Raw genomic sequence first — 25962 nt, forward strand, 5'->3', positions numbered from 1 at the left:
GATGGCCCGCGAGATCCTTCTCGATCCCATGCTGCCCTGGCCGCTCGTCGCGGCGGTCGGTTTCGCGGCGCTGGCCGTGTGCCTGCTCGCGGCGTTCCGGGGCCTGCCCGGCTGGTGGCTGCGCGCGCTGGCCGCACTGGCGCTCGTGGTCGCGCTGCTCGACCCGAGCCTGCAGACCGAGGATCGCGAGCCGCTTTCCGACATCCTGCTCGTCGCGGTCGACGAGAGCGCGAGCCAGCGGATCGCCGACCGCCCCGGCCAGACCGAGGCGGCGCTGGCCGATCTGCTGGAAGAGGCACGGGGCGACGGGCTCGACACCCGTGTCGCGCGGGTCGGCGACGGCGCGGGCGACAGCGGCACGCTCGTGATGGGGGCGCTGTCGGAAATGCTGGCCGACGTGCCGCGCGACCGGGTGGCCGGAGCCGTGATCATCTCCGACGGGCGCGTTCACGACGCGGAGCTCGCCCCCGACCTGCCGGCGCCCCTGCACCTCCTGCGGACCGGGCGCGACAGCGACTGGGACCGCCGCCTCGTCGTGTCGAACGCGCCCAGCTTCGCCATCCTCGACGAGGAGTTCACGATCACGCTCCGCATCGAGGATCAGGGCGACGTGCCCCCCGCGATGGGCGACGAGGCGGAGATCGTTCTGGCCGTCGACGGGGGCGAGCCACGCACCTACACGATTCCCGTGAACCAGGATCTGGAGCTGCCGGTGGCGCTGCCCCACGGGGGGCTCAACGTCATCGAGTTCACCGTGCCCGAGGCCGAGGGCGAGCTCACCGCCCGCAACAACGCCGCCGTGATCCAGATCAACGGCGTGCGCGACCGGCTGCGTGTCCTGCTCGTTTCGGGGGAGCCGCATCCAGGTCAGCGGACGTGGCGCAACCTCCTGAAGGCCGACAGCGCGGTCGACCTCGTGCATTTCACCATCCTGCGCCCGCCCGGCAAGCAGGACGGCGTGCCGGTGACGGAGCTGTCGCTGATCGCCTTCCCGACGCGGGAGCTGTTCTCCGAAAAGGTCGACGAGTTCGACCTCATCATCTTCGACCGCTACCAGCGGCGCGGCATCCTGCCGTCGATCTATCTTGACAACGTGCGCCGCTATGTGGAGGAAGGGGGCGCGATGCTGGTCGCGGCGGGTCCGGACTTCGCCACCGCCGACAGCATCTTCCGCTCGCCCCTCGCCCCGATCCTGCCGGCCGCGCCCACGGCGATCGTTCTCGACGAGGGGTTCGAGCCGGCGATCTCGGAAATCGGCGAAAAGCACCCGGTGACCGAGGGCCTGCCCCGCGACTACGGCGAGGACGGCGCGCCCTGGGGCCGCTGGTTCCGGCAGGTGCAGGTCGAGGCCGCCCCCGACAGCGACACGCTGATGGAGGGGGCCGGGAGCGAGCCGCTTCTGGTGCTGAACCGCGTCGGCGCGGGACGCGTGGCGCTGCTCGGCTCCGACCATGTCTGGCTCTGGGACCGCGGCTTCGAAGGCGGCGGGCCGCAGGCGGAACTTCTGCGCCGGCTCGCCCATTGGCTCATGCAGGAACCCGAGCTGGAGGAGGAGGCGCTGACCGCGGAGGCGCTCGGGCAGGAGATCACGGTGACGCGGCGCACGCTGGGCGATGCGCCGGGCGTCGTGACCGTGACCGCGCCGGACGGCGCCGAAAGCGTGCTGGAGTTGACGGAGGAAGCGCCGGGCCGCCATGTGGGGCGCCTCGAGGGCGAGGCGCAGGGCCTCTACCGCATGGTCGAGGGCGACATGACCGCGGTGATCGGACTTGGCCCTGCCGCGCCGCGCGAATTCGTGGAGACGATCGCGACCGAGGAGGTCCTCGCCCCCGCCATCGATGCCCGCGAGGGCGGGGCGATCGCGCTCGAGGATGGAGCGCCCGACCTGCGCTCCGTGCGCGAGGGCCGCAACGCGGCCGGACGCGGCTGGATCGGCTGGACGCCGCGGAACGCCTATCTGACCGCCGACATTCGCGTCCTGTCGCTCGTGCCCGCCTGGCTGTTCCTGCTCCTCGCGGCCGGACTCGCCACGGGGGCGTGGCTGCGCGAAGGGCGCCGCTAGACTGGGGATCGCGCATTCGGGCTTGCATCGCGGCGGTTTTCTGGTGTGTTCCGCGCGGGCCGGAACGACGGGGGAACGGAACGATGCCGATCGAACGGGGACGCGCGCTTCTGGTTGCTCTCGTGCTGGCGCTCGCCGGCCCGCCCGCCGCCGCGCAGGAAGTGACGCTGACGTTGCACCAGTTCCTCCCGGCCGAGGCCAACGTGCCGCGCCTCATCCTCGACGTCTGGGCCGACCGGATCGAGGCGGCGTCCGCCGGGCGGATCGAGATTGACCGCTACCCGTCCATGCAGCTCGGCGGTCGACCGCCGGAGCTGATGGATCAGGCGATCGACGGGGTGGCCGACATCGTCTGGACGGCCACCGGCTACACGCCCGGCCGCTTTCCCCGTGCCGAGGTGTTCGAGTTGCCGTTCCTCGTGTCGGACGCCGGGGCGGCGAGCGGCGCGTTCTGGCAGCTCTACGAGCGCGACATGCAGGAGGAGTTCGCAGGTGTCCGCCTTCTCGCGACATGGGTGCACGGGCCGGGGGTGATCCATGCCGACCGGGAGGTCGCCACCCCATCCGACCTGCGCGGCATGAAGGTCCGCGGGCCGTCCCGGATCGTGAATACGATGCTCGAAACGCTGGGCGCCACGCCGGTCGGAATGCCGGTACCGGCCGTGCCCGAGGCGCTGTCGAAGGGCGTGATCGACGGGACGACCATCCCGTGGGAAGTGACCGGCTCGCTCCGCGTGCCCGAGCTCGTGACGCACCATACCGAGTTCGAGGGTCCGATGCTCTACACGCTGACCTTCGTGCTGGCGATGAATCGGGACCGTTACGAGAGCTTGCCCGACGATCTGCGGCAGGTCATCGACGATAACTCCGGCCTCGACTTCTCGATCTTCGCCGGCGAGACGCAGGCCGCCGCCGACGCGCCCGAGCGGGAGGCCGCCGTCGCGGCGGGCAACTCTGTCGTCACGGTGCGGGGCGATGCGCTCGAACCCTGGGTCGCGGCGGCGGAGCCGGTCCGAAAGGCCTGGGTCGCGGGAATGGATGCGCGCAGCATCGATGGGCAGAAGCTGATCGACGATGCCCGTGCCCTGGTGCAGGCCGGCGACCGCTGAGCGCCGTCTCCATGCAGGACGCACCGCGATGCTGACCCGCCTTGTCGACGCGCTGGCCCGGATCATGGCGATCCTCGGCGGCCTCGTCCTGGGGGGCCTCGTCGTGATGACCTGCCTTTCCATTGCCGGGCGGTTCCTGAGCGGCCTCCTCTACACCGATCCGCTCGCCGGGACCGCGCTGGCGGCGGCGCTGCTCGACCTTGGCATCGGACCGATCGACGGCGACTTCGAGTTGATCGAGGCGGGCATGGCCTTCGCGATCTTCGCCTTTCTGCCGATCACGCAGCTCCGGGGCGCCCATGCGTCGGTCGACGTCTTCACGGCGCGGATGGGGCCGGGGGCGAACCGCGTGCTCGGCTTTCTCTGGTCCGGGGTCTTCGCGGGTGTCCTGATCCTCGTCGCTTGGCAGCTCTGGCTCGGGACCGAGGCCAAGATGCGCTACGGGGAGACCACCTACCTGATCCAGTTCCCGATCTGGTGGGCCTATGCCGCCGCCTTGACGGGCGCCGTCGTGGCGGCGCTGGTCGCGATCCATGTCGCCGTGCTGCGTCTGGTCGAGCTGGCGACGGGGCAGACGATCCTGCCGGCGGACGGGGACAGGTGGTGAGCGATTTCGAGATCGGGCTCTGGAGCTTCCCCGCGCTGATGCTCCTGATCTTCCTGCGGATGCCCATCGGACTCGCCATGTTCGTCGCGGGCGTGGGGGGCCTGTGGCTCGTGACCGGCAGCAACAACATGGCGTTCAGCCGGCTCAAGAACGAGACCTATTCGACCTTCTCCTCCTACTCGCTCTCCATCGTGCCGATGTTCCTGCTGATGGGGCATTTCGCGACGTTGGGCGGCATGAGCCAGGCGCTGTTCCGCGCGGCCGAGGGGTTCCTCGGTCACCGGCGCGGCGGGATGGCGATGGCGGCCGTGGGCGCCTGCGCGGGGTTCGGGGCGATCTGCGGCTCCTCGCTCGCCACGGCGGCGACGATGGGGCGCGTGGCCCTGCCCGAGCTGCGCCGCTACGGCTACGACGGCGGCTTCTCGACGGCGACGCTGGCGGCGGGGGGCACGCTCGGCATCCTGATCCCGCCCTCGGTCGTGCTGGTCATCTACGCGATCCTCGCGGAGCAGAACATCGCCAAGCTGTTCCTCGCGGCCTTCGTGCCGGGCGTGCTCGCTGCCCTCGGCTATGCCGTGGCGATCGCGATCTTCGTGCGGCTCCACCCCGGTGCCGCCGGCACGCGGCCGCCGATCCCGATGCGGACGCGGTTCCGCCACCTCGCGGCGGTCTGGCCGGTGCTTCTGGTCTTCGTGGCGGTCGTGGGCGGCATCTATGGCGGCATCTTCACGCCGACCGAAGGCGCCGCGGTCGGGGCGTTCGGCACCGGGCTCGTGGCGCTCGCCAATGGCGGGCTGACGGGGCGGACGCTGGTGGAAAGCTTCCTGGCCACGGCCAAGGCTTCGGCGATGATCTTCTTCATCGTGCTGGGCGCCGCGATCTACAACGGGTTCCTGGCCCGTACGCAGGTGCCGCAGGAGCTTTCCGCCTGGGTGGTGGGGCAGGGCTTCGCGCCGCTCACCGTGCTCCTCGTCGTGCTGCTCTTCTATCTCGTCTTCGCCTGCCTGATGGATTCCCTGTCGATGATCCTGCTGACGATCCCGATCTTCTTCCCGGTGATTTCGGCGCTCGACTTCGGGATGACGCCGGAACAGGTCGCGATCTGGTTCGGCATCCTCGTCCTCGTCGTGGTAGAGGTCGGGCTGATCACACCGCCCGTCGGCATGAACCTGTTCGTGATCAACGCAATGTCGCGGGATACCCCGATCCTCGCGACCTATCGCGCGGTCCTTTACTTCGTCGCGTCGGACGTCGTGCGGATCGCCGCGCTCGTGGCGTTTCCGGCGATCACGCTGTTCCTGATCGACTGACGCCGGAGATCGAGACGCCGGTTTCCCCACGCATCATGGCGAGGGTAGCCCGGCCCTGAAGGGCGCTCGGGGGCCGCCCGGCGGGGAGAGCGCCTCGATCATGGCGATCCCGGCGGTCGTCCTCGGTGCGCCTCAGAAATCGAGGTTCTCGACCGACAGTGCATTGTCCTGAATGAACTCGCGCCGCGGCTCCACCACGTCGCCCATGAGTTTGGTGAACACGTCGTCGGCCTCGGTCATGTCCTCGATCCGCACCTGCAGGAGCGTGCGCGCCTCGGGGTCGAGCGTCGTCTCCCAGAGTTGGTCGGGATTCATTTCGCCCAGACCCTTGTAGCGCTGCATCGTCAGGCCCTTCTCCCCCTCCGTCAGGATCGCATCCAGAAGGTCGGACGGGCCGTGGATCGTCGTCAAACGGTCCTTTCGGGCGAGCTTCGCCGGGTCATGGTAGATATCCGCCGTCTCGCGCGAAACCTCGGCCAGCTTGCGCGCTTCGCCGGAGCGCAGAACGGCGCCGTCGAGCGTGCGCACCTCCTCCACGCCGCGCAGGATCCGCGCGAGGCGGATGCCGTGGTCCTGCGTGATGCGGCCCTGCCAGCCCTGCTCGTACTCGACGGCGACCTGGTCGAGCCGCGTCGCCACCGCGTCGGAGATGCCCTGCAGATCCGCGTCGGCCTGACCGGCCTCGAACGCGCCGGCGAGCGCCGCCTGCTCCAGGATGTGGCGGGGATAATGCGTCGGGAAGGCTTCGAGGATACGGCGGAAGTTGCGCGCGGCCTGGACCACGCGATCAAGGTCGCGGCCCGCGATCTCCTCGCCCGAGGGCAGGCACAGCACGGCGCCGTCGGTGCCCTGCTGGATCAGGTAGTCCTCGAGCGCGGTCTGGTCCTTGAGGTAGACCTCCGACCGGCCGCGGCCGACCTTGTAGAGCGGCGGCTGCGCGATGTAGAGGTGCCCGCTTTCGATGATCTCCGGCATCTGACGGTAGAAGAACGTCAGCAGCAGCGTGCGGATATGCGCGCCGTCCACGTCGGCGTCGGTCATGATGACGATCTTGTGGTAGCGCAGCTTGCCGAGCGCGAACTCGTCACGGCCGATGCCGGTGCCCATCGCGGTGATGAGCGTGCCGATCTCCTGAGAGGAAAGCATCCGGTCGAAGCGGGCGCGCTCCACGTTCAGGATCTTGCCCCGGAGCGGCAGCACGGCCTGGTTCTGGCGGGCGCGGCCCTGTTTAGCGGAGCCGCCGGCGCTGTCGCCCTCGACCAGGAAGAGTTCGGCCTTGGCCGGATCCTTCTCCTGGCAATCGGCGAGCTTTCCGGGGAGCGAGGCCACGTCCATCGCGGTCTTTCGGCGGGTCAGTTCGCGCGCCTTGCGCGCCGCCTCGCGGGCGAGCGCCGCCTCGATGATCTTGCCGACGATCTGGCGCGCCTCGTTCGGGTTCTCCTCGAACCACTCGGCAAGCTTCTCGTTGACGAGGTTCTCTACCGCGGGACGCACCTCGGAGGAGACGAGCTTGTCCTTGGTCTGCGAGGAAAACTTCGGGTCGGGTACCTTGACCGACAGCACGCAGGTCAGCCCCTCGCGCGCGTCGTCGCCGGTGAAGTTCACCTTCTCGCGCTTCGCGATCCCCGAGGATTGCGCGTAAAGGTTGATCGTCCGCGTCAGCGCGCCGCGCAGGCCCGCGAGATGGCTGCCGCCGTCGCGCTGCGGGATGTTGTTGGTGAAGGGCAGCACGGTCTCGTGGTAGCTGTCGTTCCACCACATCGCGACCTCGACCCCGATTCCGTCGCGCTCACCCTCCATGTAGATGGGCGCGTCCATGACCGGGGTCTTGGAGCGGTCGATGTAGCGGACGAACTCGCGCACGCCGCCCTCGTAGAGGAGCTCGGTGCGCAGCGCCTCGGCCGGCCGCTCGTCCTCCAGCACGATCTTCACGCCGGAATTGAGGAACGCCAGCTCCCGCAAGCGCTTCTCCAGCGTGGCGAAGATGTAGTCGAGGTTCGAGAAGGTCCCGGTCGAGGCCATGAACCGCACCTCGGTCCCCGTTTCCTCAGTGTCGCCCACGACCGAGAGGTGCTCGACCGTGTCGCCGTGCTCGAAGCGCGCGACGTGTTCCTTGCCGTCCCGCCAGATCCGCAACTCGAGCCAGTCCGACAGCGCGTTCACGACCGAGACGCCCACGCCGTGCAGGCCGCCCGAAACCTTGTAGGAGTTCTGGTCGAACTTACCGCCGGCATGGAGCTGGGTCATGATGACCTCGGCCGCAGAGACGCCCTCGCCCTCGTGGATGCCCACGGGGATGCCGCGGCCGTTGTCGCGAACGGAGACGCTGGAATCAGCGTGGATCTTGACGCCGACCTCGGTCGCGTGACCGGCCAGCGCCTCGTCGATGCCGTTGTCGACGACCTCGTAGACCATGTGATGGAGGCCGGACCCGTCATCGGTGTCGCCGATATACATGCCCGGACGCTTGCGGACCGCCTCCAAGCCCTTCAGGACCTTGATGGAATCCGCGCCGTATTCCTGCGGCTTCGTGTCGTGCTCGGCCATGTCGTGTGCTTTCCGTCCAGTTCCGCAACATATACGGTCCCGGACTGCCAATGTCACGCTGGACGCACCATACTTTGTGGTTTCAGGCGGGGGCGAGCCGGCCGTCCGCGTCGAGTGTCCAGAACGGGTTGTGGGCGTATTCCCAGACATGCCCGTCCGGGTCCGCCCAGTAGCCGGAATAGCCACCCCAATCCATCTTCGCGGGGCGCGTCACCATCGTTCCGCCGGCCAGGATCGCCCGGTCATAGGCCGCGTCGACCTCGGCTGCCGACGGCCAGTTCACGGCGAGCGTGACGGCACCCCGCCCGAGCTCCGCCATCGGCCGTCCCTGCTCGGCCGCGAGGTCGTGAAGCCCGAAGAGGCCGAGCTTCGTGCCGCCCAGATCGAAGAAGGCCACGCTCGGCGGGCTCTCCTCGGCGACGAAGCCCAGCCGCTCGTAAAAGGCGCGCGCCCTGGCGACGTCGCGGACGCCGAGGGTGACGAGATTGATCCGGTCCGCCTTCATGGTCCTTCCTCCGTCCGGCTGTCGCCATCCACCTCGGTGATGCGGAGATGATGCGCCCGGTCGCCCATCCCTGCAAACAACTCCGGGCCGGTTCCCGTCAGGAAGGCCTGCGCGCCCAGCGTCAGGAGTGCGTCGTAGAGCGCGGCACGCCGGTCGGCATCGAGATGCGCGGCCACCTCGTCGAGGAGCAGGATCGGCACGCGGCCGCTTTCGGCGCGGAGGGCACGCGCATTCGCCAGCACAAGCGATATCAGGAGCGCCTTCTGCTCCCCCGTCGAACAGAGCCGCGCCTCCATCCCCTTCGCGCTATACACGGCCAGGAGATCGGCCCGGTGCGGGCCGACGAGGGTGCGCCCGGCCCCCATGTCGTGCGGTCGGGTGGCGGCAAGGGCGGCGGCGAGGTCGTCCTCGGTTTCCGCAGGCGCCGCGCCCGGATCGGTGAGGTCCAGGTCGGCGGCGGGGAAGGGCCCATCCGTGACCTGCGCCGCGCGGAGACGCGCCAGCGCATCGCGGCGGCGCGCGTGGATCCCCGCGCCGTGGCGGGCCATCTGCACCTCCAGCGCCTCGTACCAATGCGCGTTTCGCACCCCGTCGCGCAGCAGGCGGTTGCGGTCTCGCATGGCCTTTTCGTAGACCAGCACCCCCTCGCCGTGCTCGGGCAGGAAACTCATCGTCATTCGGTCGAGAAACCGCCGTCGCCCCTCCGCACCCTCGAGCCAGAGCCGGTCCATAGAGGGGACGAGCCAGAGAATGCGGGCGAGCCGGGCGAGCGCCACCTGCGGCGCGGCCTTGCCGTCGATCCGGGTGGTGCGCGGCTGCCCCGGCTCGGCCCGCAGCTCGACCTCGCGACCGCCGAGCGTGGCGGCGACGCGCCAGCCGATATGGTCCGGCCGCCGGATGATCTCCGCCGCCTCCGCCCGTCGCATCCCGCGGCCGGGCGAGAGCAGCGACACCGCCTCGAGAAGGTTGGTCTTGCCCGCGCCGTTCGGCCCGAAGATCGCCACCGGCCGTCCGTCGAAGGCGAGCCGCGTGCGGCGATGCGAGCGGAAATGCGACAGGGCGAGCGTCTCGACCGTGTCGGCAGCGGGTTCAGACACGCATCGGCATGACGACGTAGACGGCGCTCTGGTCGTCGCCTTCCCGCATCAATGTCGGGTCGCCGGCATTGTTGAACAGGAACACGGCCATCTCGTGATCGACCTGCGCGGCGATCTCCTGCAGGTACTTGGCGTTGAAGCCGATCTCGAGCTTCTCGTCGGCATAGGCCACGGCCAGCTCTTCCTCGGCGGCGCCGGAATCCGGCGCGTTCACCGAGAGCGTCAGCCGGTCCTCGTCAAGCACGAGCTTCACCGCGCGCGACCGCTCCGAGGAGACGGTCGCCACCCGGTCGACGGCCTTCGCGAAGTCCTTCGCGTCGACCTTCATCTCGCGCGTGTTGCCCATCGGGATGACGCGCGCATAGTCCGGAAAGGTTCCGTCGATGACCTTGGAGGTCAGCGTGATCTGGGGCGTAGCGAAGCGGATCTTGGTTTCGGAGACGGAGACCTCGATCTTCGTGTCATCGTCGGACAGGAGCTTGCGGACCTGATCCACCGTCTTGCGCGGCACGATCACGCCGGGCATGTCCTCCGCGCCGTCGGGCAGGGCGGCGTCGACCCGCGCGAGCCGGTGCCCGTCCGTCGCCACGGCGCGCAGGCTCCGCCCACCCTCGGCTTCGGCCACGTGCATGTAGACGCCGTTCAGGTAGTAGCGCGTCTCCTCGGTGGAGATGGCAAAGCGCGTTTTGTCGAACAGGCGGCGCAGCAGCTTCGCCTCGCAGGAAAAGGTCACCGAGTAATCCGACGAGGCCATGACCGGGAAGTCGTCCTTCGACAGCGTCGCGAGCGAGAAGTGCGAGCGCCCGGCCGTTACCTCGAGCCGTCCCTGCGCGGCGTCCTCGCTGATCTGCACCAGCGCGCCGTCGGGCAACTTGCGGACGATCTCGTGGAACAGCACGGCGGAGACGGTGGTGGCGCCCGCGCGCTCCACCTGCGCGACGGTGCGGTCGATCACCTCGATGTCAAGGTCGGTGGCCTTGAAGCTCACCCCGTCGCCCTCCGCCTGCATCAGCACGTTGGCGAGGATCGGAATCGTGTTGCGGCGCTCCACCACGGCCTGCGCCTGGTTGACGGCGTCGAGAAGCGCGGCGCGCTCGATGGAGAACTTCATGTCAAACCTCGCCTGATCGGACGCGCAGAATAACGGGCAGTTGGCCGGGTGCAACGTCTTGTTGCGGTCGAGGACGCGACAGCGCGTTCGCGGGGATTGCGTGGGCGGCTTGCTTGGGCCGGACGGGCTACGGGGCCGGGACGAGGATCAAGGGTCCGCCTGTCGCTGCCTGAACAAAGGCAACGGGGCGGCCTCGGCTCGGGACCGCCGCCCGTTCGCGCCGGGCTACGGCCGGACCGGCGCTCCCTTCGGGCCGGGGCTATCGCCCGTTCGCGCCTCGATCGGTCCACCGGACCGATCGCCGGGCTACGCCCGGACCGGCGCTCACCCCTCCAGTTTCCTTTGCAGGAGCTGGGCGTCCTCGGCGACCTGAGGGTCGTCGGCGATCAGCTCCTCGATCTTGCGCACGGCGTAGAGGACCGTGGTGTGGTCGCGCCCGCCGAACTTGCGCCCGATCTCGGGATAGCTGCGCGGCGTCAGCTTCTTGGCGAGCCACATCGCCATCTGTCGTGGCCGGGCGACGTTTCGTGCCCGCCGCGCGGAGGTCATGTCGGACATCCGCAGCGCGTAATGCTCGCAGGTGATCTTCATGATCTGCTCGATCGTCAGCTTCTTCTCGGACTGCTTCAGGAGGTCGAGCAGGCAGTCCTGCGCCTCTTCGAGCGTGATCCGGTGGTCGACGAGCTCCGCGAATGCGAAGAGCCGCATCACCGCACCTTCGAGCACGCGGATCGAGGCGTTGATCCGGGTCGCGAGGAATTCGATCACCCCGTCCTCGAGCTCGAAGGACGGGTGCTGCGCCGCGTAGGTGTCGACCCGGTGCTGCAGCACGCCCAGACGCAGCTCGTAATCGGCCGGATGGAGGTCCACCACCAGCCCCGATTGCAGCCGCGAGGTGATCCGCTCCTCGAGGTCGGAGATCTCGGCGGGGCTGCGGTCGGCGGAGATCACCACCTGCTTTCCCTGATCCACGAGCGCGTTGAACGTGTGGAAGAACTCCTCCTGCGTGCTGTCCTTGCCCGCGATGAACTGGACGTCGTCCACCAGAAGCACGTCCACCGTGCGGAACAGGTGCTTGAAGTCCATCGTCGCCTTTTCGCGCAGCGCCTGCACGAAGCGGTACATGAACTGCTCGGCCGACAGGTACATCACCTTCCGTTCGGGGCTGGCCACCTGAAGCTCCCAGGCGATGGCCTGCATCAGGTGCGTCTTGCCGAGGCCGACGCGGCCGTGGAGGAACAGCGGGTTGAAGCTGACGGAACCGCCGGCGGCGACGCGGCGGGCGGCGGCATGGGCGAGCTCGTTGGACTTGCCGACGATGAAGCTGTCGAAGGTGAAGCGGCGGTCGAGGCTGTTCAGCGTCCGCGCGCGGGTACGGGGCGTGGATTCGTCGGGCGTGGTCGGCCGGGACGTGGCCGCGACCCGCCGCCCGGTCGCACCGCAGACGAGCCGCGCGACCTCGGTGCCGTCGCCCGAGACGTTGCGCAGGATCACGTCCTCGAAGTTCTGCATTACCCACTTCCCGATGAAATCGGTCGGGGAGGCCAGCGTCAGCGTCCCCTCGTCGAGCGATGCGAAGGACAGCGGCTCGATCCACGTCGTGTAGTTATGCGCCCCGATATCCTTGCGGATCGCGCCCTTCGCCCGGTCCCACGCGTCGTTCGTCATCATTTCGGCCCCCGCATTGTCCCCAAGTCTCGTCATCATCAGCTCTGGCGCCAGTCCAGGCCGCGGGCCTTCCATCCGTTCAGGCCCCCCCGATGCGCGTCTTCATCCAGGTCTCCCTCGAATCCCTCTGCCACGTTGAGGCATTCCCCGCGCCGCCCCTCGGTCGCCAGGACCTCCGCGACGGCCCGCGCGGCCTGCATCGAGCGCATGCCCGAACGGCAGATGAAGAGATATCGGGATGCGCTGCGCCCGACCTCGTCCAGAAGCCCCGGCGCGAAATCCGGATCGCGGGCCATGTCGGGCCAGTGTTGCCATTCGCGACACACGACCTCGCGGCCGAGGGCGGACAGATCTGGAAGCCCCACGAAGCTCCATTCGGCCTTCGTTCGAACGTCGACCAGAACGGCTTCGGCGTCATTCGACAATATTTCCCACGCATCCCGAGGCCCAACCTCGGAGACACGCGGACCCGTGTCCGTGCTCATCGATATCCCCATCATCGCGATCTGACTCGCTGTCCTTGGAATATCTCCCGGTCGTTCGAAGCTTCAACAACACTTCGTTGTTGACTCAACCGAAGGGTGCCAAAAATCCCTTACGTTCGTCGTATAGTCTTGGTCCAACGAATAAAAAAAGCCCGCCGATCGGCGGGCTCTCGAATCTCTTGACCTGTGGCCGGACGCTGCGCCCGGCCGGGAATCATTCGCCCAGCGACTTCACACGGTTCGACAGACGAGACATCTTCCGGGCAGCCGTATTCCGGTGGAACACACCCTTCGAGACGCCGCGCATCAGCTCGGGCTGGGCGGTGCGGAGCGCGTCGGCGGCGGCGGTCTGGTCGCCGGAGGCGATCGCCTCCTCGACCTTCCGGAGATAGGTACGGATGCGCGAGCGGCGGGCTTTGTTGACGGCGAAACGGCGCTCGTTCTGACGGGCGCGCTTTTTGGCTTGCGGCGAATTGGCCATGTCGGGTCTGGTCCTTGCGTTTTGTGTCTCTATCGCGCGCAAGGACCTGCCGCGCCTCGAGGCGTCGGGCCAATTCCGGCCAGAGCGGGCCTCACACGCATGATGGGCGGCCCTTAGCCGCAGGCGCGCGGCGCGTCAACCGTTCCGGCCGCTGGCGACGGGGCGCTACTTGTCGCGGAACTGAGGCTCACGCTTCTCGACGAAGGCGGCCATGCCCTCGGCCCGGTCCTCGGTCGCGAAAAGGGCGTGGAACAGGCGCTTCTCGTGGAGCAGCCCCTCGCTCAGGCCCATCTCCTGGCTCTGGTTCACTGCCTCCTTGATCGCGGCAACGGTGACCATCGACTTTTCGGCGATCTTCCCGGCCGCGGACAGCGCCTCGTCCATCAGCTTCTTGGCGGGCACGACGCGGCTGACGAGGCCCGCGCGCTCGGCCTCGCCGGCATCCATGAACCGCCCCGTCAGATGCATGTCCATCGACTTGGCCTTGCCCACGGCGCGGGTCAGCCGCTGCGTGCCGCCCATACCCGCGACGATCCCGAGATTGACCTCGGGCTGGCCGAACTTGGCGGTGTCGGCGGCGATGATGAAGTCGCACATCATCGCCAGTTCGCAGCCCCCGCCGAGCGCGTAACCCGCGACGGCCGCGATGATGGGCTTGCGCGTCGCGCGGATTGCGTTCGCTTCGGCTCCGTACATGTCGCCCATGAAGACATCGACAAAGCTTTTCTCGGCCATTTCGTTGATGTCGGCGCCGGCGGCGAAGGCCTTCTCCGATCCGGTCAGCAGGATGCAGCGCACCTTCTCGTTGGCCTGCGCCGCGCCGAGCGCACGCGCGAGTTCGTCCAGAAGCTTGGTGCTCAGCGCGTTCATCGCCTCGGGACGGTCGAGTCGGATCACGGCGATATGGTTCGCCACGTCGACCTTCAGAGTTTCGTAAGCCATCCTGCGCTCCCCCGGGGCGACTGCTTCGAAGCTGCAACGCCTGCATGGATCGCGCCGCGGGTTCAAGTCACCTTTGGCAGCGCGCGCAGTGGAAGGTGGAGCGGCCGGATTGCACGATCCGCCGTACGGTGCCGCCGCAATCGGGGGTGGGGCAGACATGGCCCTCGCGGTCGTAGACGCGGAAGCCGTGCTGGAAATAGCCCAATGTCCCGTCCGCCTGCCGGTGGTCGCGCAGGCTCGACCCGCCCGCCGCGATGGCCTCGCCCAGCACCTCGCGGATCACGGGGACGAGGTCCGCCACCCGACGCGCGGCGATGCGCCCGGCCCGCCGGGTCGGCGCGATGCCCGCGCGGTGCAGCGCCTCGCAGACATAGATGTTGCCGAGGCCCGCCACGGTCCGCTGGTCGAGAAGCGCCGCCTTGACCGGCGTGGTGCGTCCCCGGAAGGCCGCGATCAGGTGGTCGGCATGGAACGCGTTGCCCAGCGGCTCCGGTCCCAGCTTCGCCATCAGCCAATGGTTCTCGAGGTCTTCGGTGGGCCAGAGATCCATCGCGCCGAAGCGGCGCGCGTCGTTGAAGGTCACGCGATGCGACGCGGTGTGCAGAACCACGTGGTCGTGCTGCGGCAGCCATCCGGCATCGCGGTGGAACGCGCCGGGCCGCGTTGCCGCGCCCGCAAGGTCGTCGACCACCATCCGCCCCGACATGCCCAGATGCACGATCAGCGTTTCGCCGGTGTCGAGATGGGCGAGGAGGTATTTCGACCGTCGGCCGAGCGCGCGGATCGTCGCACCCGAAAGGCGCTCGGCCATGCCATCGGGGAACGGCCAGCGCAGATCCGGGCGCCGCACGTCCACGTAAACGAGCCGCGCGCCCTCGAGCGCGGGGGCAAGGCCCCGGCGGACGGTTTCGACTTCGGGAAGCTCGGGCATCGGGGCCTTCGTTGCAGGCGGGCGGTCGCGCCCTATAAGTCACCCCGACAGATGAGGACGGCCAGACGATGACGCAAGACACGCCCGACGGCACCGGACGCACGACGCATTTCGGAAACGAGACCGTGCCGGAGGACGAGAAGGCGAGCCGTGTCCACGGCGTCTTCACCTCGGTCGCCTCGCGCTACGACGTGATGAACGACGCCATGTCGATGGGTGTTCACCGCTTGTGGAAGGACGCCATGCTCGACTGGCTCGCCCCCCGCGCGGGGCAGCGGCTCCTCGACGTGGCCGGCGGGACGGGCGACATCGCCTTCCGTTTCCTCGGCCGCGCGCCGGAGGCCACGGCCACGGTCTTCGACATGACGGAGGGCATGCTCGTCTCGGGACGCGGCCGCGCGGAGGCCGCCAACCTCGGGGACCGGCTCGACTGGGTGGTGGGCGACGCGATGGCGCTGCCGTTTCCGGATGCGAGCTTCGACGTCTACACGATCAGCTTCGGCATCCGGAACGTCACCCGGATCGGCGACGCGCTGGCGGAGGCCCATCGCGTGCTGCGCCCGGGCGGGCGGCTCATGGTGCTCGAGTTCAGCCAGTTGCCGAACCCGCTCCTGCAACGGGCCTACGACCTTTATTCCTTCAACGTCATCCCCCGGATGGGGCAGGCCATCGCCGGGGACCGCCACAGCTACCAGTATCTTGTCGAGTCGATCCGCAAGTTCCCCGATCAGGACCGCTTCGCCGCGATGATCGTCGATGCGGGCTTCGGCAACGTGAAGTACCGCAACCTGTCCTTCGGGATCGCCGCGCTGCATTCGGGATGGAAGCTTTAGGTGCGCGGCCCGCACAACATCTGGCGGCTCGTCCGCACGGCGGGCACGTTCGAGCGGACGGGCGCGATGGAGGTCGTGCTCGAGCAGATGCGCGCCCCGCGGGAGCTGCGGATCGCCGCCCGCGTGCTGGGCTGGCCGTTCCGCTGGCTGGGCTATGAAGGCGACCCGGACCTGCCGCCGGTGACGCGCGCTGTGACGGCCCTGGGCCCGAGCTACATCAAGCTCGGCCAGATCCTCTCGACCCGGCCCGACTTCGTCGGCGATGACCTCGCGCGGCAGCTCCGTGTGCTGCAAGACAAGCTGCCGCCGTTCCCGACCGAGATCGCCCGCGCCACGGTCGAGGCCGAGCTCGAGGCGCCGGTCGAGGCGATCTTCTCGGAGTTTTCCGGACCCGTCGCCGCGGCCTCCATCGCGCAGGTGCATCAGGCCCGACTGGCTGCCGACGGACGCCGGGTCGCGGTCAAGATCCTGCGGCCCAACATTGCCCGGGCGTTCCGGCGCGATATCGACGCCTTCTATTTCGCCGCCCGCATGATCGAGTGGCTCTCGCCCTCCACCCGCCGCCTGCGCCCGATGGCTGTGATCGGTCATTTCGACAACACCGTCCGCCAGGAGCTCGATCTGCGCACGGAGGCCGCCGCCGCGGGCGAGTTCGCCGCCAACACCGCGCGCGACGCGGGCTTCCGCGTGCCGCAGGTCGAATGGACGCTGTCGAGCCGGGCGGTGATGACGCTCGACTGGGAGGAGGGGATCGGCATGTCCGAGGTGGCGGCGATCGACGCCGCCGGCCATGACCGCGTGGTCCTCGCCGAACGCGTTGTCGCGATGTTCCTGCGCCACGCCCTGCGCGACGGCTATTTTCACGCCGACATGCATCAGGGGAACCTGAAGGTCGCCCCGAACGGCGACATCGTGGCGCTCGACTTCGGCATCATGGGGCGCCTCGACGAGTACACGCGCCGGGTCTACGCCGAGATCCTCATGGGCTTTATCCGCAAGGATTACCGTCGCGTGGCCGAGGTCCATTTCGAGGCTGGCTATGTGCCTGCCGACCGTGACATCGACCTCTTCGCGCAGGCGCTGCGCTCCGTGGGGGAGCCGATCTTCGGCATGGACGCGTCCCGGATTTCGATGGGGCGCCTTCTGGCCTATCTCTTCGAGGTGACCGAGCGCTTCGGGATGGAGACGCGGACGGAACTCATCCTGCTGCAGCGCACGATGGTCGTGGTGGAAGGCGTGGCACGCACGCTCGATCCGCGCATGAACCTCTGGACCGCCGCGCGGCCCGAGGTCGAACGCTACATCCGGGAAAATCTGGGTCCAAAGGCCTTTGCCCGCGATCTCACCCGGACCGCGCGCGTCCTTGCGCGGTTCGGGCCGCACCTGCCGCGTGCGGTGGAGGACGCGCTGCGCCGGCCCGGCCGGGACGTGCCGCGCGCTCCGCGCCGCGGCGACCGCGCCGTCTGGTTCGTGGCCGGCGTCATCACGACCGCGGCGGCGGCCCTTGTCGCGGCAATGTACTGAGGCGCGCCCCCGCGGGCCTTACTGCGCCGCGCGGATCGACTGCATCTCCGTCGTCGGCATCCGCACCCCGCCTTTCAGGACCATCTCCGTCCCGTCGTTGCCCAGCACCACCTCGCTGACGGGCGCGTAATGCGCCACCGGGGTCCGGTCGAGCTGCATGTCGCCCGCCCAGGATTCGACGTGCAGGTCGTAGAGGCCGGGCGGCACCGCACCGGCCTGCGCCGCCGACGGCCATCCGATGGTTTCCGCGTCGGGGTCGATCGCATGGCGTCCCACCTCGTTGCCGGACGCATCGACGACGACCAGTTCGGCGCGGTCGGCGGCCGTCGCGATCGCGGTATGGAGCACGGTGCTCATGCCGTCATGGGCAACCGGCCCCTCGTGACGCACCTCCATGCCGATGAAGCTTGCCGCGCTGGTGGCGTGCTGGCTGTCGAAGCGGGAGATCATCGACTTCAGCAGTTCGTTGGTTTGCACCGCCTGCTCGACATTCGAGAAGGTGGCGAGCTGTGCGGTGTATTCCGTGGCATCCGTCGGCTCCATCGGATCCTGGTTGCGGATTTGCGCGGTCAGCAGTTTCAGGAACATCTCGAAATCGCCGCTGGCCTGGGCGGCGGCCGTGTCGTTCGAGCCGGCCGCCTTGGCGGCCGTGGCTTGCGGGGTGGAAGTCGGGGAGGTGACGTCCATAGGATTCTCCTAGATGCGGATGTCGAGGCGGCCGCGCGGGACGGCCGGCGCGGCGATGGCGGGGTGGGGCGTGTCGGGCAGGGCGTCGGACGAGTCCGCCGCCTCACCAGCGGGCGTGCGGTCGCGCGGCAGGGCCGCCTCGCGCCGATCCCGACCGCCCGAGATGTCGAACCCGTCGAGCGCGAGTCCCTCCGACAGCAGGGTCCGGTGCAGGCCTTCGAGCTGACGGCGCACGGCTTCGACCGATTCCGGGCGTTCGACATGCACCACAAGGCTCAGACCGCGCTCGGTCGTTGCAAGGGTGAGCTTCAGCTTTCCCAGCTCGGCCGGGGCCAGCTCCAGTTCGGTGCTCAACTCGCCCGGGCCGTTGCGCAGCGTGACGCCATCGGCCTCGGCCTTCGCCGCCAGCTCCTGCAGCCGTTGCACGATTCCGCCCCTCAGCTCGGGCAAGGGGACCGCGCGAAGCTCCGGGGTGCCGGGCCGGGGCTCGGCACGGGTCTCCTCGCGACCGGCGGTCACGGCGTCGGGTTCGGGGATGGTATCGGCGATGACGGTTTCGGTTGTCGAAGCCGTGTCCGGGGCGGGGGACGGCATCGGGTTTGCCGGCGTGCCGGTGGTGTTCGCGGCCGGCATCGGCAGTTCGGGCTTCGATGAGCCGGGTTTCGGTTCGGCGCCGGCCGGCGTCTCGTCTGGCACACGCTGCCCGTCGGTCGGGATCGCCGGCGCCGCGCTGCCGGGTTCGACGAACGCCCGCGGCGGCACGGGCACGGCGTCGCCCTGCCGCGCATCCGCCTGCGGAACGCGGGACGAGGTCGCGTCGGCGGCGTGTCTGCGCGGTTCGGAGCGTGTCGATCCGGGCGTGCCGACGATTCCGACCTGTGCGGCAGGCCGATCCCGCGCCTGTTCGCCAGTCGCGACACCGGCGGCAAGGGGCGCGACGTTCGCGGGGGGCGCCGAGTTCGACGGAGGCGCCTGCGTTTTTATTTCGGGATCGGCTTCGGGTGTATCGATGTCCGGCGTTTCTTCGGTCGGGACGATCGCATTGGCGGAGGATTGCGCGGTCGCCTGCACCGACGGCGTGGCCCGCTCCGTCGTCGGCTCCGCAGCTTCCGACGTCGGAGAGCTGTCCGGCGTATCGCTTCCGGCCACCGGCCGGGCCGGCCGCTCAACCGCGTCGAGCGCCGCGCGAAGCCAATCGGGGATCGCATGTCCCGCGATCTCTCCCTCCAACGCCGTCGCGCCCTCTGCCGGCATCTCCAGCTTGACCTCGCGAGCCGGGCCGTTGCCCTCGCGGCCGATTTCGGTGCCGATGGCGGTCAGGGCGGCGAGCAGGGATTCAAAGGTCGCGCCGTTCTCGTCGCCTTGTTCCGTTGTCGCTCCGTCCGCCGGGGCGACCGGGGCCGATTTGCCGGTGGAGGGGGTAAGAGCGGTCAGGAACTCGGGCGTCATGCGGCATCCGGCGGAGAATCGACGTGTTCATCACGATCTACGGCTCGGGCATTACGAAAACCTTTACCTCCGCGTGGTCCAACCGCGACGTTCCGATCCAGAACGGAGGCGTGCATGACCCAGCCCATAACCTTCCCGATGCCCGGGGGAGCCGCTCCGTCCGCGCCTGCGGTCGATCCGCGCGAGGCCGCCTTGCGCAAGCAGGCGGAGCAGCTCGAGGGCCTGCTCTTCGCACAACTCCTCAGCGTCTCCGGCACCGGATCGCCGTCACCCGCGGGCGGGGGGGAAACGCAGTTCGACAGCTTCCTGCGCCAGGCACAGGCCGACGCGGTCGCGCAGAGCGGACAGACGGGGCTCGCAGAGGCGATCTACCGCTCGCTGGCAAAGCGGGTCTGAGCGGACGCGCTCACCCGTAGCGCGGGGTCAGCTTTCCGAGCCGTCATCCCCTTCGCCGGGGCGCAGCCCATGGGGCGGGTCGGCAACGATGCGCCCGGTGGCGATGTCCACGGTGGGCACGGCCTCGCGGGTGAAGGGCAGAAGGATCGAGGCGCCCCTGCGGGGCCGCACCTCCAGTAGATCGCCCGCGCCGTGATCGTGGATCGCATGGACGCGGCCGAGCTCGACGCCGCCGGTGTCGAGCACCGTGAGGCCGATCAGGTCGGAATGGTAATACTCGTCCTCGTCGGGGGCGGGCAGCGCGTCGCGATGCGCCCAAAGACGCTGCCCGCGCAGGGCCTCGGCCGCTTCCTTGTGGGGCACCCCCGCGAGGCGGACGGCATAGCCACCCTTGACGGGGCGTACGATGGTCAGCTTGCGCACGGAACCGTCGTCGAGCGTCAGCGGTCCGTAATCGCCGATGGCCGACGGCTCGGCGCAGAAGCTCTTGACGCGGACCTCGCCGCGCACGCCGTAGCTGCCGGTGACAACGCCGAGGCAGACGTGGTTCTTCATCGCGAAATCCGTATGGCGGACGACGGAAGGGAGCCTGCCGGACCCTGGATCCGCAAGGCTCCCGATGGCGGCGGGGCCGCCCGATGGCCGCCCCGCGCCGTGATTCTCACTCGGAGGCGGCGCCTTCGGTCGTGGCCTCCTCGGCGGGGGCGTTCTTCGCCTCCTCTTCGGCGGCCTTCAGCGCGGCGGCCTTTTCCTCGCGCTCCTTGGTGCGCTCCTGCGCCTTCTTGCCCGGCTCGGCCTTTTTCATGTTGGCGCGGGTCTTCTTCTCGGTGACGCCGGCCGCCTCGAGGAACCGCGAAACGCGGTCGGTCGGCTGCGCGCCGTTCGCGAGCCAATGCTGCACGCGCTCCATGTTCATCTTGACGCGGTCCTCGCTGTCCTTGGGCAGGAGCGGGCTGTAGGTCCCGAGCTTCTCGATGAAGCGGCCGTCACGGGCCATGCGGCTGTCCGCGGCGACGATGGAATAGTACGGGCGCTTCTTGGAGCCGCCACGGGCGAGCCTGATCTTCATTGCCATGATGTGTTCTCCGTTCAGGGGCAGTTCAGGATTGGTGTTTCCGGTGGTGTCGGATGACTTCCTCGATGATGAAGGCGAGGAATTCCTTGGCGAAGGCGGGGTCGAGCCCCGCTTCCTGCGCGAGCCGCTCGAGCCGGGCGATCTGCTGCTCTTCCCGGGCGGGGTCGGAGGGCGGCAGGTCGTGCTCGGCCTTTAGCCGGCCCACGGCCTGCGTGCGCGTGAATCGCTCCGCCAGCGTGTAGACGAGGATCGCGTCGAGGCGGTCGATCGCGGCCCGATGTTCCGCGAGAAGCGCGGCGGCGCGGTCGGCGGTATCGGTCATGTCGTCTCCCCCGCACTCCAGTGACGCCAGATGGTCACCGTGCCGTCATAGGCCGTCCCTGCGGGACGTGCGCCGAGGCGGGCGGCGAGACGTTCGGACCGGACGTTGCCGATTGTGACGTAGCTCGCGAGCGACGGCAGATGCAGCACGTGGCGGGCATGGTCGCGTGCCGCTCCGGCCGCCTCGAAGGCGAGGCCCCGACCCTCGAACCGGTCGACCAGAAGCCAGCCCAGCTCGTGCTCCGCATCCCCCGGCTCGGTCCCGATGAGGACGAAGCCCGCGATCTCGCCCGCATGTTCGATGGTCCAGCCCCCGTGGCCGCGCAGGAGCCAGGTCGCGGTCATGCCGCAGAAGTCCGACCAGGTCTGCTCCGCCGTCCACGGTCCGCCCATATGGGCGCCGCGCTCGGTTCCGGTGATGTCGTGAAGCGCCTCGAAATCCGTCAGGCGCGGCGCGCGCAGGACGCAGCGCGGCGTGCGCAGGACAGGGACGAGCGCCTCCAGCGCGGCGGCGCGGGCGGCGGCGTCGGGCGTGACCGGAATGTCGAGCGGCGCGATCATGCCCGCGCCTCCGGCGTCGGATGGCGGTAGACCCGCACATCGTCGCCCGCCGTCTCGGCCGCTTCGTCGCGGCTGGCGCCCAGCCGCTCCGCCACGGCGATCGAGGCGGCGTTGTCGGGATGGATGTAGCTTACGGCCGTGTGCCAGCCGAGCGTGTCGTAGGCATGGGCCCGGCCCGCGCGGGCGGCCTCCGTCGCGATGCCCTGACCCTCGGCCTCCTCGGACCAGAGCGTCCAGCCGATCTCCTGCTCCGCCCAGCCGGCGGGGAACCAGGGGCCGGCCGCGCCGAGGGGGATGTCGCCGCCCCGGCGGGAAACGACGAACATACCGTAGCCGCGCAGCACCCAGTGGCCGATCATGTGCCCGAAGGCCCGCCAGGCATTCGCCTCCGACGGCTCCGCCCCGCGCACGAAGCGCGACCGGTCCGACAGGGCGAAGTCGCACCAGTACGGCCAATCCGCGGCCACGGGGGCGCGGAGCGTCAGGCGCTCGGTCTCGAGCACCGGGGTTCCGGAAAGCGAGACGGTCACTTCTTGCGCCCGAGCCCGCCGAGGCCCGGAGGCAGGGCCCCGCCGCCGAACGGATTGCCGCCGCCCATGCCGGGCATGCCGCCGAGCTGCTTGGCCGCGGCCTGCATCGCGGCGGGATCCATCTGCGACGGGTCGGGCAGGCCGCCATCCGGACCCTTGCCGCCCATCATCGCCATCGCCTTCTTGAGCATGCCGCCCTTGCCCATCTTCTTCATCATGTCCGCCATCTGGCGGTGCATCTTGATGAGCTGGTTCAGCTCGGAGACCTCGAGCCCCGCGCCCTTCGCGATGCGCTTCTTGCGGCTCGCCTGCAGGAGCGCGGGATTGGCGCGCTCCTTCTTGGTCATCGAGTCGATCAGGGCGATCTGCCGCTTGAGGACCGAGTCGTCGATCCCGGCGGCGCTCATCTGCTTCTGCATCTTTCCCATGCCGGGGAGCATGCCCATCATGCCCTCCATACCGCCCATCTTCTGCATTTGCTGCAGCTGGCCCTTGAGGTCGTTCATGTTGAAGAGGCCCTTCTGGAACCGCTTCATCATGCGTTCCTGCGCCTCGACCTCCATCGTGGCCTGAGCCTTCTCGACCAGCGCGACGATGTCGCCCATGCCGAGGATGCGTCCGGCGATGCGGGACGGATCGAAGGTTTCCAGCGCGTCCATCTTCTCGCCGAGGCCAACGAAGCGGATCGGCTTGCCGGTCACCGCGCGCATCGAGAGCGCGGCGCCGCCGCGGCCATCGCCATCCATCCGGGTCAGGATCACGCCGGTCACGCCGACCTTGGCGTCGAACTCCTCGGCCACCTCGACGGCGACCTGACCGGTCAGGCCGTCCACCACGAGCAGCGTCTCGCGCGGGCTGACGGCGGCATGAACCTCCGCCACCTCGTCCATCAGCACCTGGTCGATCTGCAACCGGCCGGCGGTGTCGAGCATGTAGACGTCGTAGCCGCCGAGCGCCGCCTGCTGCTTGGCGCGCTTGGCGATGTCGACGGGTCGCTGGCCGGCGACGATAGGCAGCGTGTCGACGCCGATCTGCGTGCCGAGGATGGCGAGCTGCTCCATCGCGGCGGGACGGTTCACGTCGAGCGAGGCCATCAGGACGCGCTTGCCCTCGCGCTCGTGCAGGCGCTTGGCGATCTTCGCCGTGGTGGTCGTCTTGCCGCCGCCCTGCAGGCCGACCATCAGGATCGGCGCGGGCGGGTTGTCGATCTTGAGCGGCGGGATGCCTTCCTCGCCGGCGAGAACCTGCTGCAACTCGTCGTGGACGATCTTGACGACCTGCTGGCCGGGCGTGATCGACCTGGTGACGGCGGCGCCGGTGGCTTTGGCGGTGACGCGTTTGACGAAGTCGCGGGCGACGGGGAGGGAGACGTCGGCCTCCAGAAGCGCCACGCGCACCTCCCGCATGGCGGTGCGGACGTCGTCCTCGCTGAGCGCGCCCTGCTTGGTGAGGCGGTCGAAAACGCCGCCAAGGCGGTCTGACAGGCTCTCGAACATCGCGTTTCTCCTCGGTCTCGGGGTTCCCCGAACAGATGGGGTCGCCCGGCGAATGCACAAACGCCCCCGCGGGCGTACAACGCTGGCGGAGGGCGATCCCCGGCTGGGCCGGGGACCGGAAGGCTGACGCTTCCGGGTCGGGGGCGCGGATAGAGGAGGGAACGGCCGGGGTCAAGGGTGCGGCCGGCCGGGCCGCACCCTTGCGTGTCAGCCCGGCAAGCTGCCGGGGGCGGGTGTGGCGAGGCCGCCGGTGGCGACGAGGTCGCGACTGGCGGATTGCGGTGCCGGCAGGGTCTCCGGCGCCGCGTCAGCGGCCCGGTCCGCCGCGTCCGCCCAGAAGGCGCCCGCACGCTGGGCGGCTTGCGCGAAGAACCGCGCGGTCGTTTCGGCCATCATCGCCTGTGGCAGAATGAAGGCGGCGGTCATCTGTTTCATGTAGGGGTTCATGTCGCAATCCTCGCGGGGTGGGGACTGGGTGAACGCCGCAGGGTGGCGGATCCGTTCCCCGCCATTTCGCCGCAGGTGCGAGGTGGCGGGGCACAGGGCATAAACGCGCGGACGGCTCAGGCGGCCTGCGCCAGTTCCTCGATCTGGCTCCGGGCCGTCTCGATGGCTTCGTCGCCCTTCATGTTTTGCTGGTCGGCATAAACGAAGGTGACGTCGGTGATGCCCATGAAGCCGAGGATGTGGCGCAGATAAGGGCTCGCATGGTCGATCTCCGATCCGAAACCGGTCCCCGCCGAGGCGTAGGCGACGATGACACGCTTGTTCTCGAGCAGACCGATCGGGCCGTCCTCGGTGTAGCGGAAGGTTTCGCCGGCGCGGGCCACGAGGTCGATCCACGCCTTGAGCGAGCCGGGAATGCTGAAATTGTAGACCGGCAGGCCGATCAGAATCGTGTCGGCGGCGCGAAGTTCGGCGATCAGCTCGTCGGACAGGGCGAGCGTTTCCCGATGCTGGGGCGTGCGCTCTTCGGGGGGCGTGAAGTTCGCGGCGAGCCACGTGCCGCCGATCTGCGGCACGGCGACGCCGCCCAGATCCCGACGCATGTCGGCAGGCCCGATCCGCGCCTCGATCTGGTCCAGGAGCTTCTGGGTGACGGAGCCTTCTTCCTTTGCGGACGAGTCGATGCGGAGGACGGTCATGGCAAAACCCTTCTGAAGTTGTCGATCGCGTAGGCGACGTGACTCCTGACCTAGAGAGCCTCGCTGCGCACGCAATCGGATCACACGCGCATCCAATGTGCGCGCTTGCGCGAGCTCTTGCCCCCCGTGCCGCAGGGCGGCATGGTCGCGTCGAACGGAAGGGTCCGAGATGGCATTCAACGATTGGGACGAGGTCCGCACCGCCTATCAGGTCGCGCGACTGGGAACGGTGTCCGGTGCGGCGCAAGCCCTCGGCGTGCACCACGCCACGGTGATCCGTCACGTCGATTCGCTCGAGGCGAAGCTCGGCGCGAAGCTGTTCCAGCGCCATGCCCGCGGCTACACGCCGACCGAGGCGGGACAGGATCTGCTCACGGTCGCGCAATCGACCGACGATCAGCTCGCGCAGCTCGCCAACCGCATCCGCGGCCGCGGGGACGAGGTTACGGGGGAGCTGATCCTGACCTCGCTTGCCGTTCTCGCGCCGCTCCTGTCACCCGTGCTCGCCGCCTTCCGGGAGGAACATCCGGAGGTGATGATCAAGTTCTTGACCGACGAGCGCGTGTTCCGGCTGGAATACGGCGAGGCGCATGTGGCGATCCGCGCGGGCAACCCGCCGGATCAGCCCGACAACGTCGTCCAGAAGTTCTATTCCCACGACTGGGCGCTCTACGCGTCGAAGGACTACATCGCCCGGCACGGTCGTCCGGACAGCATCGCCGATGTCGGCGACCACGTCTTCATCGGGCCGGCCGAGCATATCCCGCGGGTTCCGTTCTTCGCTTGGCTCCACCAGAACGTGCCCGAGCGGAATATCGGCTACCGGGTCAATCAGATCACGGCCGTCCTTCCCGCCATACAGGCCGGTCTCGGCATCGGCTTCGCGCCCGTCTGGGGCGAGGCGGAGGACACCCGGCTGGAGCGGGTGCTCGCGCCGCTGGCCTGGAGCAGCCAGCTCTGGCTCGTCACCCATGTCGATCTCCACCGGACGGCGAAGGTCCAGACGTTCCTCACGTTCCTGAAGGCATGGGCGACGCGCTGGCCGGTCGCGGAGACGCCGGGCGAGGCGTAGCCCCGGCGGCCCTCTCGT

At 69.1% G+C, this 25962-nt stretch carries 27 protein-coding genes; 8 read left to right on the forward strand and 19 right to left on the reverse strand.

From position 1 onward, the window contains the following. Nucleotide 1: 1 nt before the first annotated feature. The 4 genes from Q1B08_RS07020 (at nt 2) to Q1B08_RS07035 (ending at nt 5088) form a co-directional block, all read left to right on the forward strand. A complete protein-coding gene (locus tag Q1B08_RS07020) occupies nt 2-2062 on the forward strand; it encodes a hypothetical protein (RefSeq protein ID WP_299816558.1) in 2061 nt (686 codons plus the stop codon). A gap of 83 nt (nt 2063-2145) precedes the next feature. After that, nucleotides 2146-3171: a TRAP transporter substrate-binding protein gene (locus tag Q1B08_RS07025; RefSeq protein WP_299816560.1), complete on the forward strand. Its 1026-nt coding sequence runs from the start codon at nt 2146-2148 to the stop codon at nt 3169-3171. 28 nt (nt 3172-3199) lie between these two features. Beyond that, nucleotides 3200-3778, forward strand: a complete 579-nt coding sequence (locus Q1B08_RS07030) for a TRAP transporter small permease (RefSeq protein ID WP_299816562.1) — start codon at nt 3200-3202, stop codon at nt 3776-3778. Further along, a complete protein-coding gene (locus tag Q1B08_RS07035; RefSeq protein WP_299816563.1) occupies nt 3775-5088 on the forward strand; it encodes a TRAP transporter large permease in 1314 nt (437 codons plus the stop codon). Before Q1B08_RS07030 ends, Q1B08_RS07035 begins: the two co-directional genes overlap by 4 nt. 132 nt (nt 5089-5220) lie before the next feature. Here Q1B08_RS07035 and gyrB read toward each other — a convergent pair whose 3' ends face one another. From gyrB to mutM, 9 genes are all read right to left on the reverse strand, one after another. Then, nucleotides 5221-7635 carry a DNA topoisomerase (ATP-hydrolyzing) subunit B gene (gyrB, locus tag Q1B08_RS07040; RefSeq protein WP_299816565.1) on the reverse strand — a complete coding sequence of 805 codons (2415 nt, stop codon included), beginning with the start codon at nt 7633-7635 and terminating at the stop codon, nt 5221-5223. 82 nt (nt 7636-7717) lie between these two features. Next, entirely contained in the window at nt 7718-8140 is a 423-nt protein-coding gene (locus tag Q1B08_RS07045) for a VOC family protein (protein ID WP_299816566.1), read from the reverse strand. Beyond that, complete coding sequence (gene recF, locus Q1B08_RS07050; RefSeq protein ID WP_299816567.1) at nt 8137-9237, reverse strand: DNA replication/repair protein RecF; 1101 nt, start codon at nt 9235-9237, stop codon at nt 8137-8139. The genes Q1B08_RS07045 and recF overlap by 4 nt, the downstream gene beginning before the upstream one ends. Next, nucleotides 9230-10348: a DNA polymerase III subunit beta gene (dnaN, locus tag Q1B08_RS07055; protein WP_299816568.1), complete on the reverse strand. Its 1119-nt coding sequence runs from the start codon at nt 10346-10348 to the stop codon at nt 9230-9232. The genes recF and dnaN overlap by 8 nt, the downstream gene beginning before the upstream one ends. 324 nt (nt 10349-10672) lie before the next feature. Then, nucleotides 10673-12016, reverse strand: coding sequence for a chromosomal replication initiator protein DnaA (gene dnaA, locus Q1B08_RS07060; protein WP_299816915.1), 1344 nt, complete (start codon nt 12014-12016; stop codon nt 10673-10675). Between the two features lie 38 nt (nt 12017-12054). Beyond that, nucleotides 12055-12441 (reverse strand): rhodanese-like domain-containing protein, encoded by a 387-nt coding sequence (locus Q1B08_RS07065; RefSeq protein ID WP_299816569.1) that lies wholly within the window; start codon nt 12439-12441, stop codon nt 12055-12057. Between the two features lie 274 nt (nt 12442-12715). Then, a complete protein-coding gene (gene rpsT, locus Q1B08_RS07070; protein ID WP_299816570.1) occupies nt 12716-12982 on the reverse strand; it encodes a 30S ribosomal protein S20 in 267 nt (88 codons plus the stop codon). A gap of 165 nt (nt 12983-13147) precedes the next feature. Then, entirely contained in the window at nt 13148-13924 is a 777-nt protein-coding gene (locus Q1B08_RS07075; protein WP_299816571.1) for an enoyl-CoA hydratase-related protein, read from the reverse strand. A gap of 67 nt (nt 13925-13991) precedes the next feature. Beyond that, a complete protein-coding gene (gene mutM, locus Q1B08_RS07080; RefSeq protein ID WP_299816572.1) occupies nt 13992-14855 on the reverse strand; it encodes a bifunctional DNA-formamidopyrimidine glycosylase/DNA-(apurinic or apyrimidinic site) lyase in 864 nt (287 codons plus the stop codon). A gap of 68 nt (nt 14856-14923) precedes the next feature. On the opposite strand from mutM, the gene ubiE reads away from it, so the two are divergent. Next, on the forward strand, nt 14924-15688 hold the full coding sequence (gene ubiE, locus Q1B08_RS07085; RefSeq protein ID WP_299816573.1) for a bifunctional demethylmenaquinone methyltransferase/2-methoxy-6-polyprenyl-1,4-benzoquinol methylase UbiE: 765 nt from the start codon (nt 14924-14926) through the stop codon (nt 15686-15688). Then, nucleotides 15689-17212 carry a 2-polyprenylphenol 6-hydroxylase gene (ubiB, locus tag Q1B08_RS07090; protein ID WP_299816575.1) on the forward strand — a complete coding sequence of 508 codons (1524 nt, stop codon included), beginning with the start codon at nt 15689-15691 and terminating at the stop codon, nt 17210-17212. Nucleotides 17213-17230: 18 nt separating this feature from the next. Here ubiB and Q1B08_RS07095 read toward each other — a convergent pair whose 3' ends face one another. Further along, nucleotides 17231-17899 carry a flagellar hook capping FlgD N-terminal domain-containing protein gene (locus tag Q1B08_RS07095; RefSeq protein WP_299816577.1) on the reverse strand — a complete coding sequence of 223 codons (669 nt, stop codon included), beginning with the start codon at nt 17897-17899 and terminating at the stop codon, nt 17231-17233. Between the two features lie 9 nt (nt 17900-17908). Beyond that, the gene (locus Q1B08_RS07100) at nt 17909-19348 is read right to left on the reverse strand and encodes a flagellar hook-length control protein FliK (protein ID WP_299816579.1); all 1440 of its coding nucleotides are present in this window, start codon (nt 19346-19348) and stop codon (nt 17909-17911) included. Nucleotides 19349-19462: 114 nt separating this feature from the next. Between Q1B08_RS07100 and Q1B08_RS07105 the strand changes: the two genes are divergently transcribed. After that, nucleotides 19463-19744 (forward strand): rod-binding protein, encoded by a 282-nt coding sequence (locus tag Q1B08_RS07105; RefSeq protein WP_299816581.1) that lies wholly within the window; start codon nt 19463-19465, stop codon nt 19742-19744. 27 nt (nt 19745-19771) lie between these two features. On the opposite strand, the gene rimM is transcribed toward Q1B08_RS07105, so the two are convergent. The 8 genes from rimM to Q1B08_RS07145 all read right to left on the reverse strand — a co-directional run bounded on the left by rimM (nt 19772) and on the right by Q1B08_RS07145 (nt 24872). Then, entirely contained in the window at nt 19772-20299 is a 528-nt protein-coding gene (rimM, locus tag Q1B08_RS07110; RefSeq protein WP_299816583.1) for a ribosome maturation factor RimM, read from the reverse strand. Nucleotides 20300-20405: 106 nt separating this feature from the next. Continuing rightward, nucleotides 20406-20819 carry a 30S ribosomal protein S16 gene (gene rpsP / locus Q1B08_RS07115; protein WP_299816585.1) on the reverse strand — a complete coding sequence of 138 codons (414 nt, stop codon included), beginning with the start codon at nt 20817-20819 and terminating at the stop codon, nt 20406-20408. Between the two features lie 25 nt (nt 20820-20844). Then, on the reverse strand, nt 20845-21141 hold the full coding sequence (locus tag Q1B08_RS07120; protein ID WP_299816587.1) for a chorismate mutase: 297 nt from the start codon (nt 21139-21141) through the stop codon (nt 20845-20847). Then, complete coding sequence (locus tag Q1B08_RS07125) at nt 21138-21701, reverse strand: GNAT family N-acetyltransferase (RefSeq protein ID WP_299816589.1); 564 nt, start codon at nt 21699-21701, stop codon at nt 21138-21140. Before Q1B08_RS07125 ends, Q1B08_RS07120 begins: the two co-directional genes overlap by 4 nt. Further along, the gene (locus tag Q1B08_RS07130; protein WP_299816591.1) at nt 21698-22204 is read right to left on the reverse strand and encodes a GNAT family N-acetyltransferase; all 507 of its coding nucleotides are present in this window, start codon (nt 22202-22204) and stop codon (nt 21698-21700) included. Before Q1B08_RS07130 ends, Q1B08_RS07125 begins: the two co-directional genes overlap by 4 nt. A gap of 23 nt (nt 22205-22227) precedes the next feature. Further along, nucleotides 22228-23727, reverse strand: a complete 1500-nt coding sequence (gene ffh / locus Q1B08_RS07135; protein WP_299816593.1) for a signal recognition particle protein — start codon at nt 23725-23727, stop codon at nt 22228-22230. 207 nt (nt 23728-23934) lie between these two features. Then, nucleotides 23935-24174 (reverse strand): hypothetical protein, encoded by a 240-nt coding sequence (locus Q1B08_RS07140; protein ID WP_299816595.1) that lies wholly within the window; start codon nt 24172-24174, stop codon nt 23935-23937. A 116-nt stretch (nt 24175-24290) separates the two neighbouring features. After that, complete coding sequence (locus Q1B08_RS07145; protein WP_299816597.1) at nt 24291-24872, reverse strand: NAD(P)H-dependent oxidoreductase; 582 nt, start codon at nt 24870-24872, stop codon at nt 24291-24293. Between the two features lie 169 nt (nt 24873-25041). Between Q1B08_RS07145 and Q1B08_RS07150 the strand changes: the two genes are divergently transcribed. Beyond that, nucleotides 25042-25944 (forward strand): LysR family transcriptional regulator, encoded by a 903-nt coding sequence (locus Q1B08_RS07150; protein WP_299816599.1) that lies wholly within the window; start codon nt 25042-25044, stop codon nt 25942-25944. The last annotated feature ends 18 nt before the right edge of the window (nt 25945-25962 follow it).

The sequence above is a fragment of the uncultured Jannaschia sp. genome (assembly GCF_947494025.1).
Classification (GTDB): Bacteria; Pseudomonadota; Alphaproteobacteria; order Rhodobacterales; family Rhodobacteraceae; genus Jannaschia.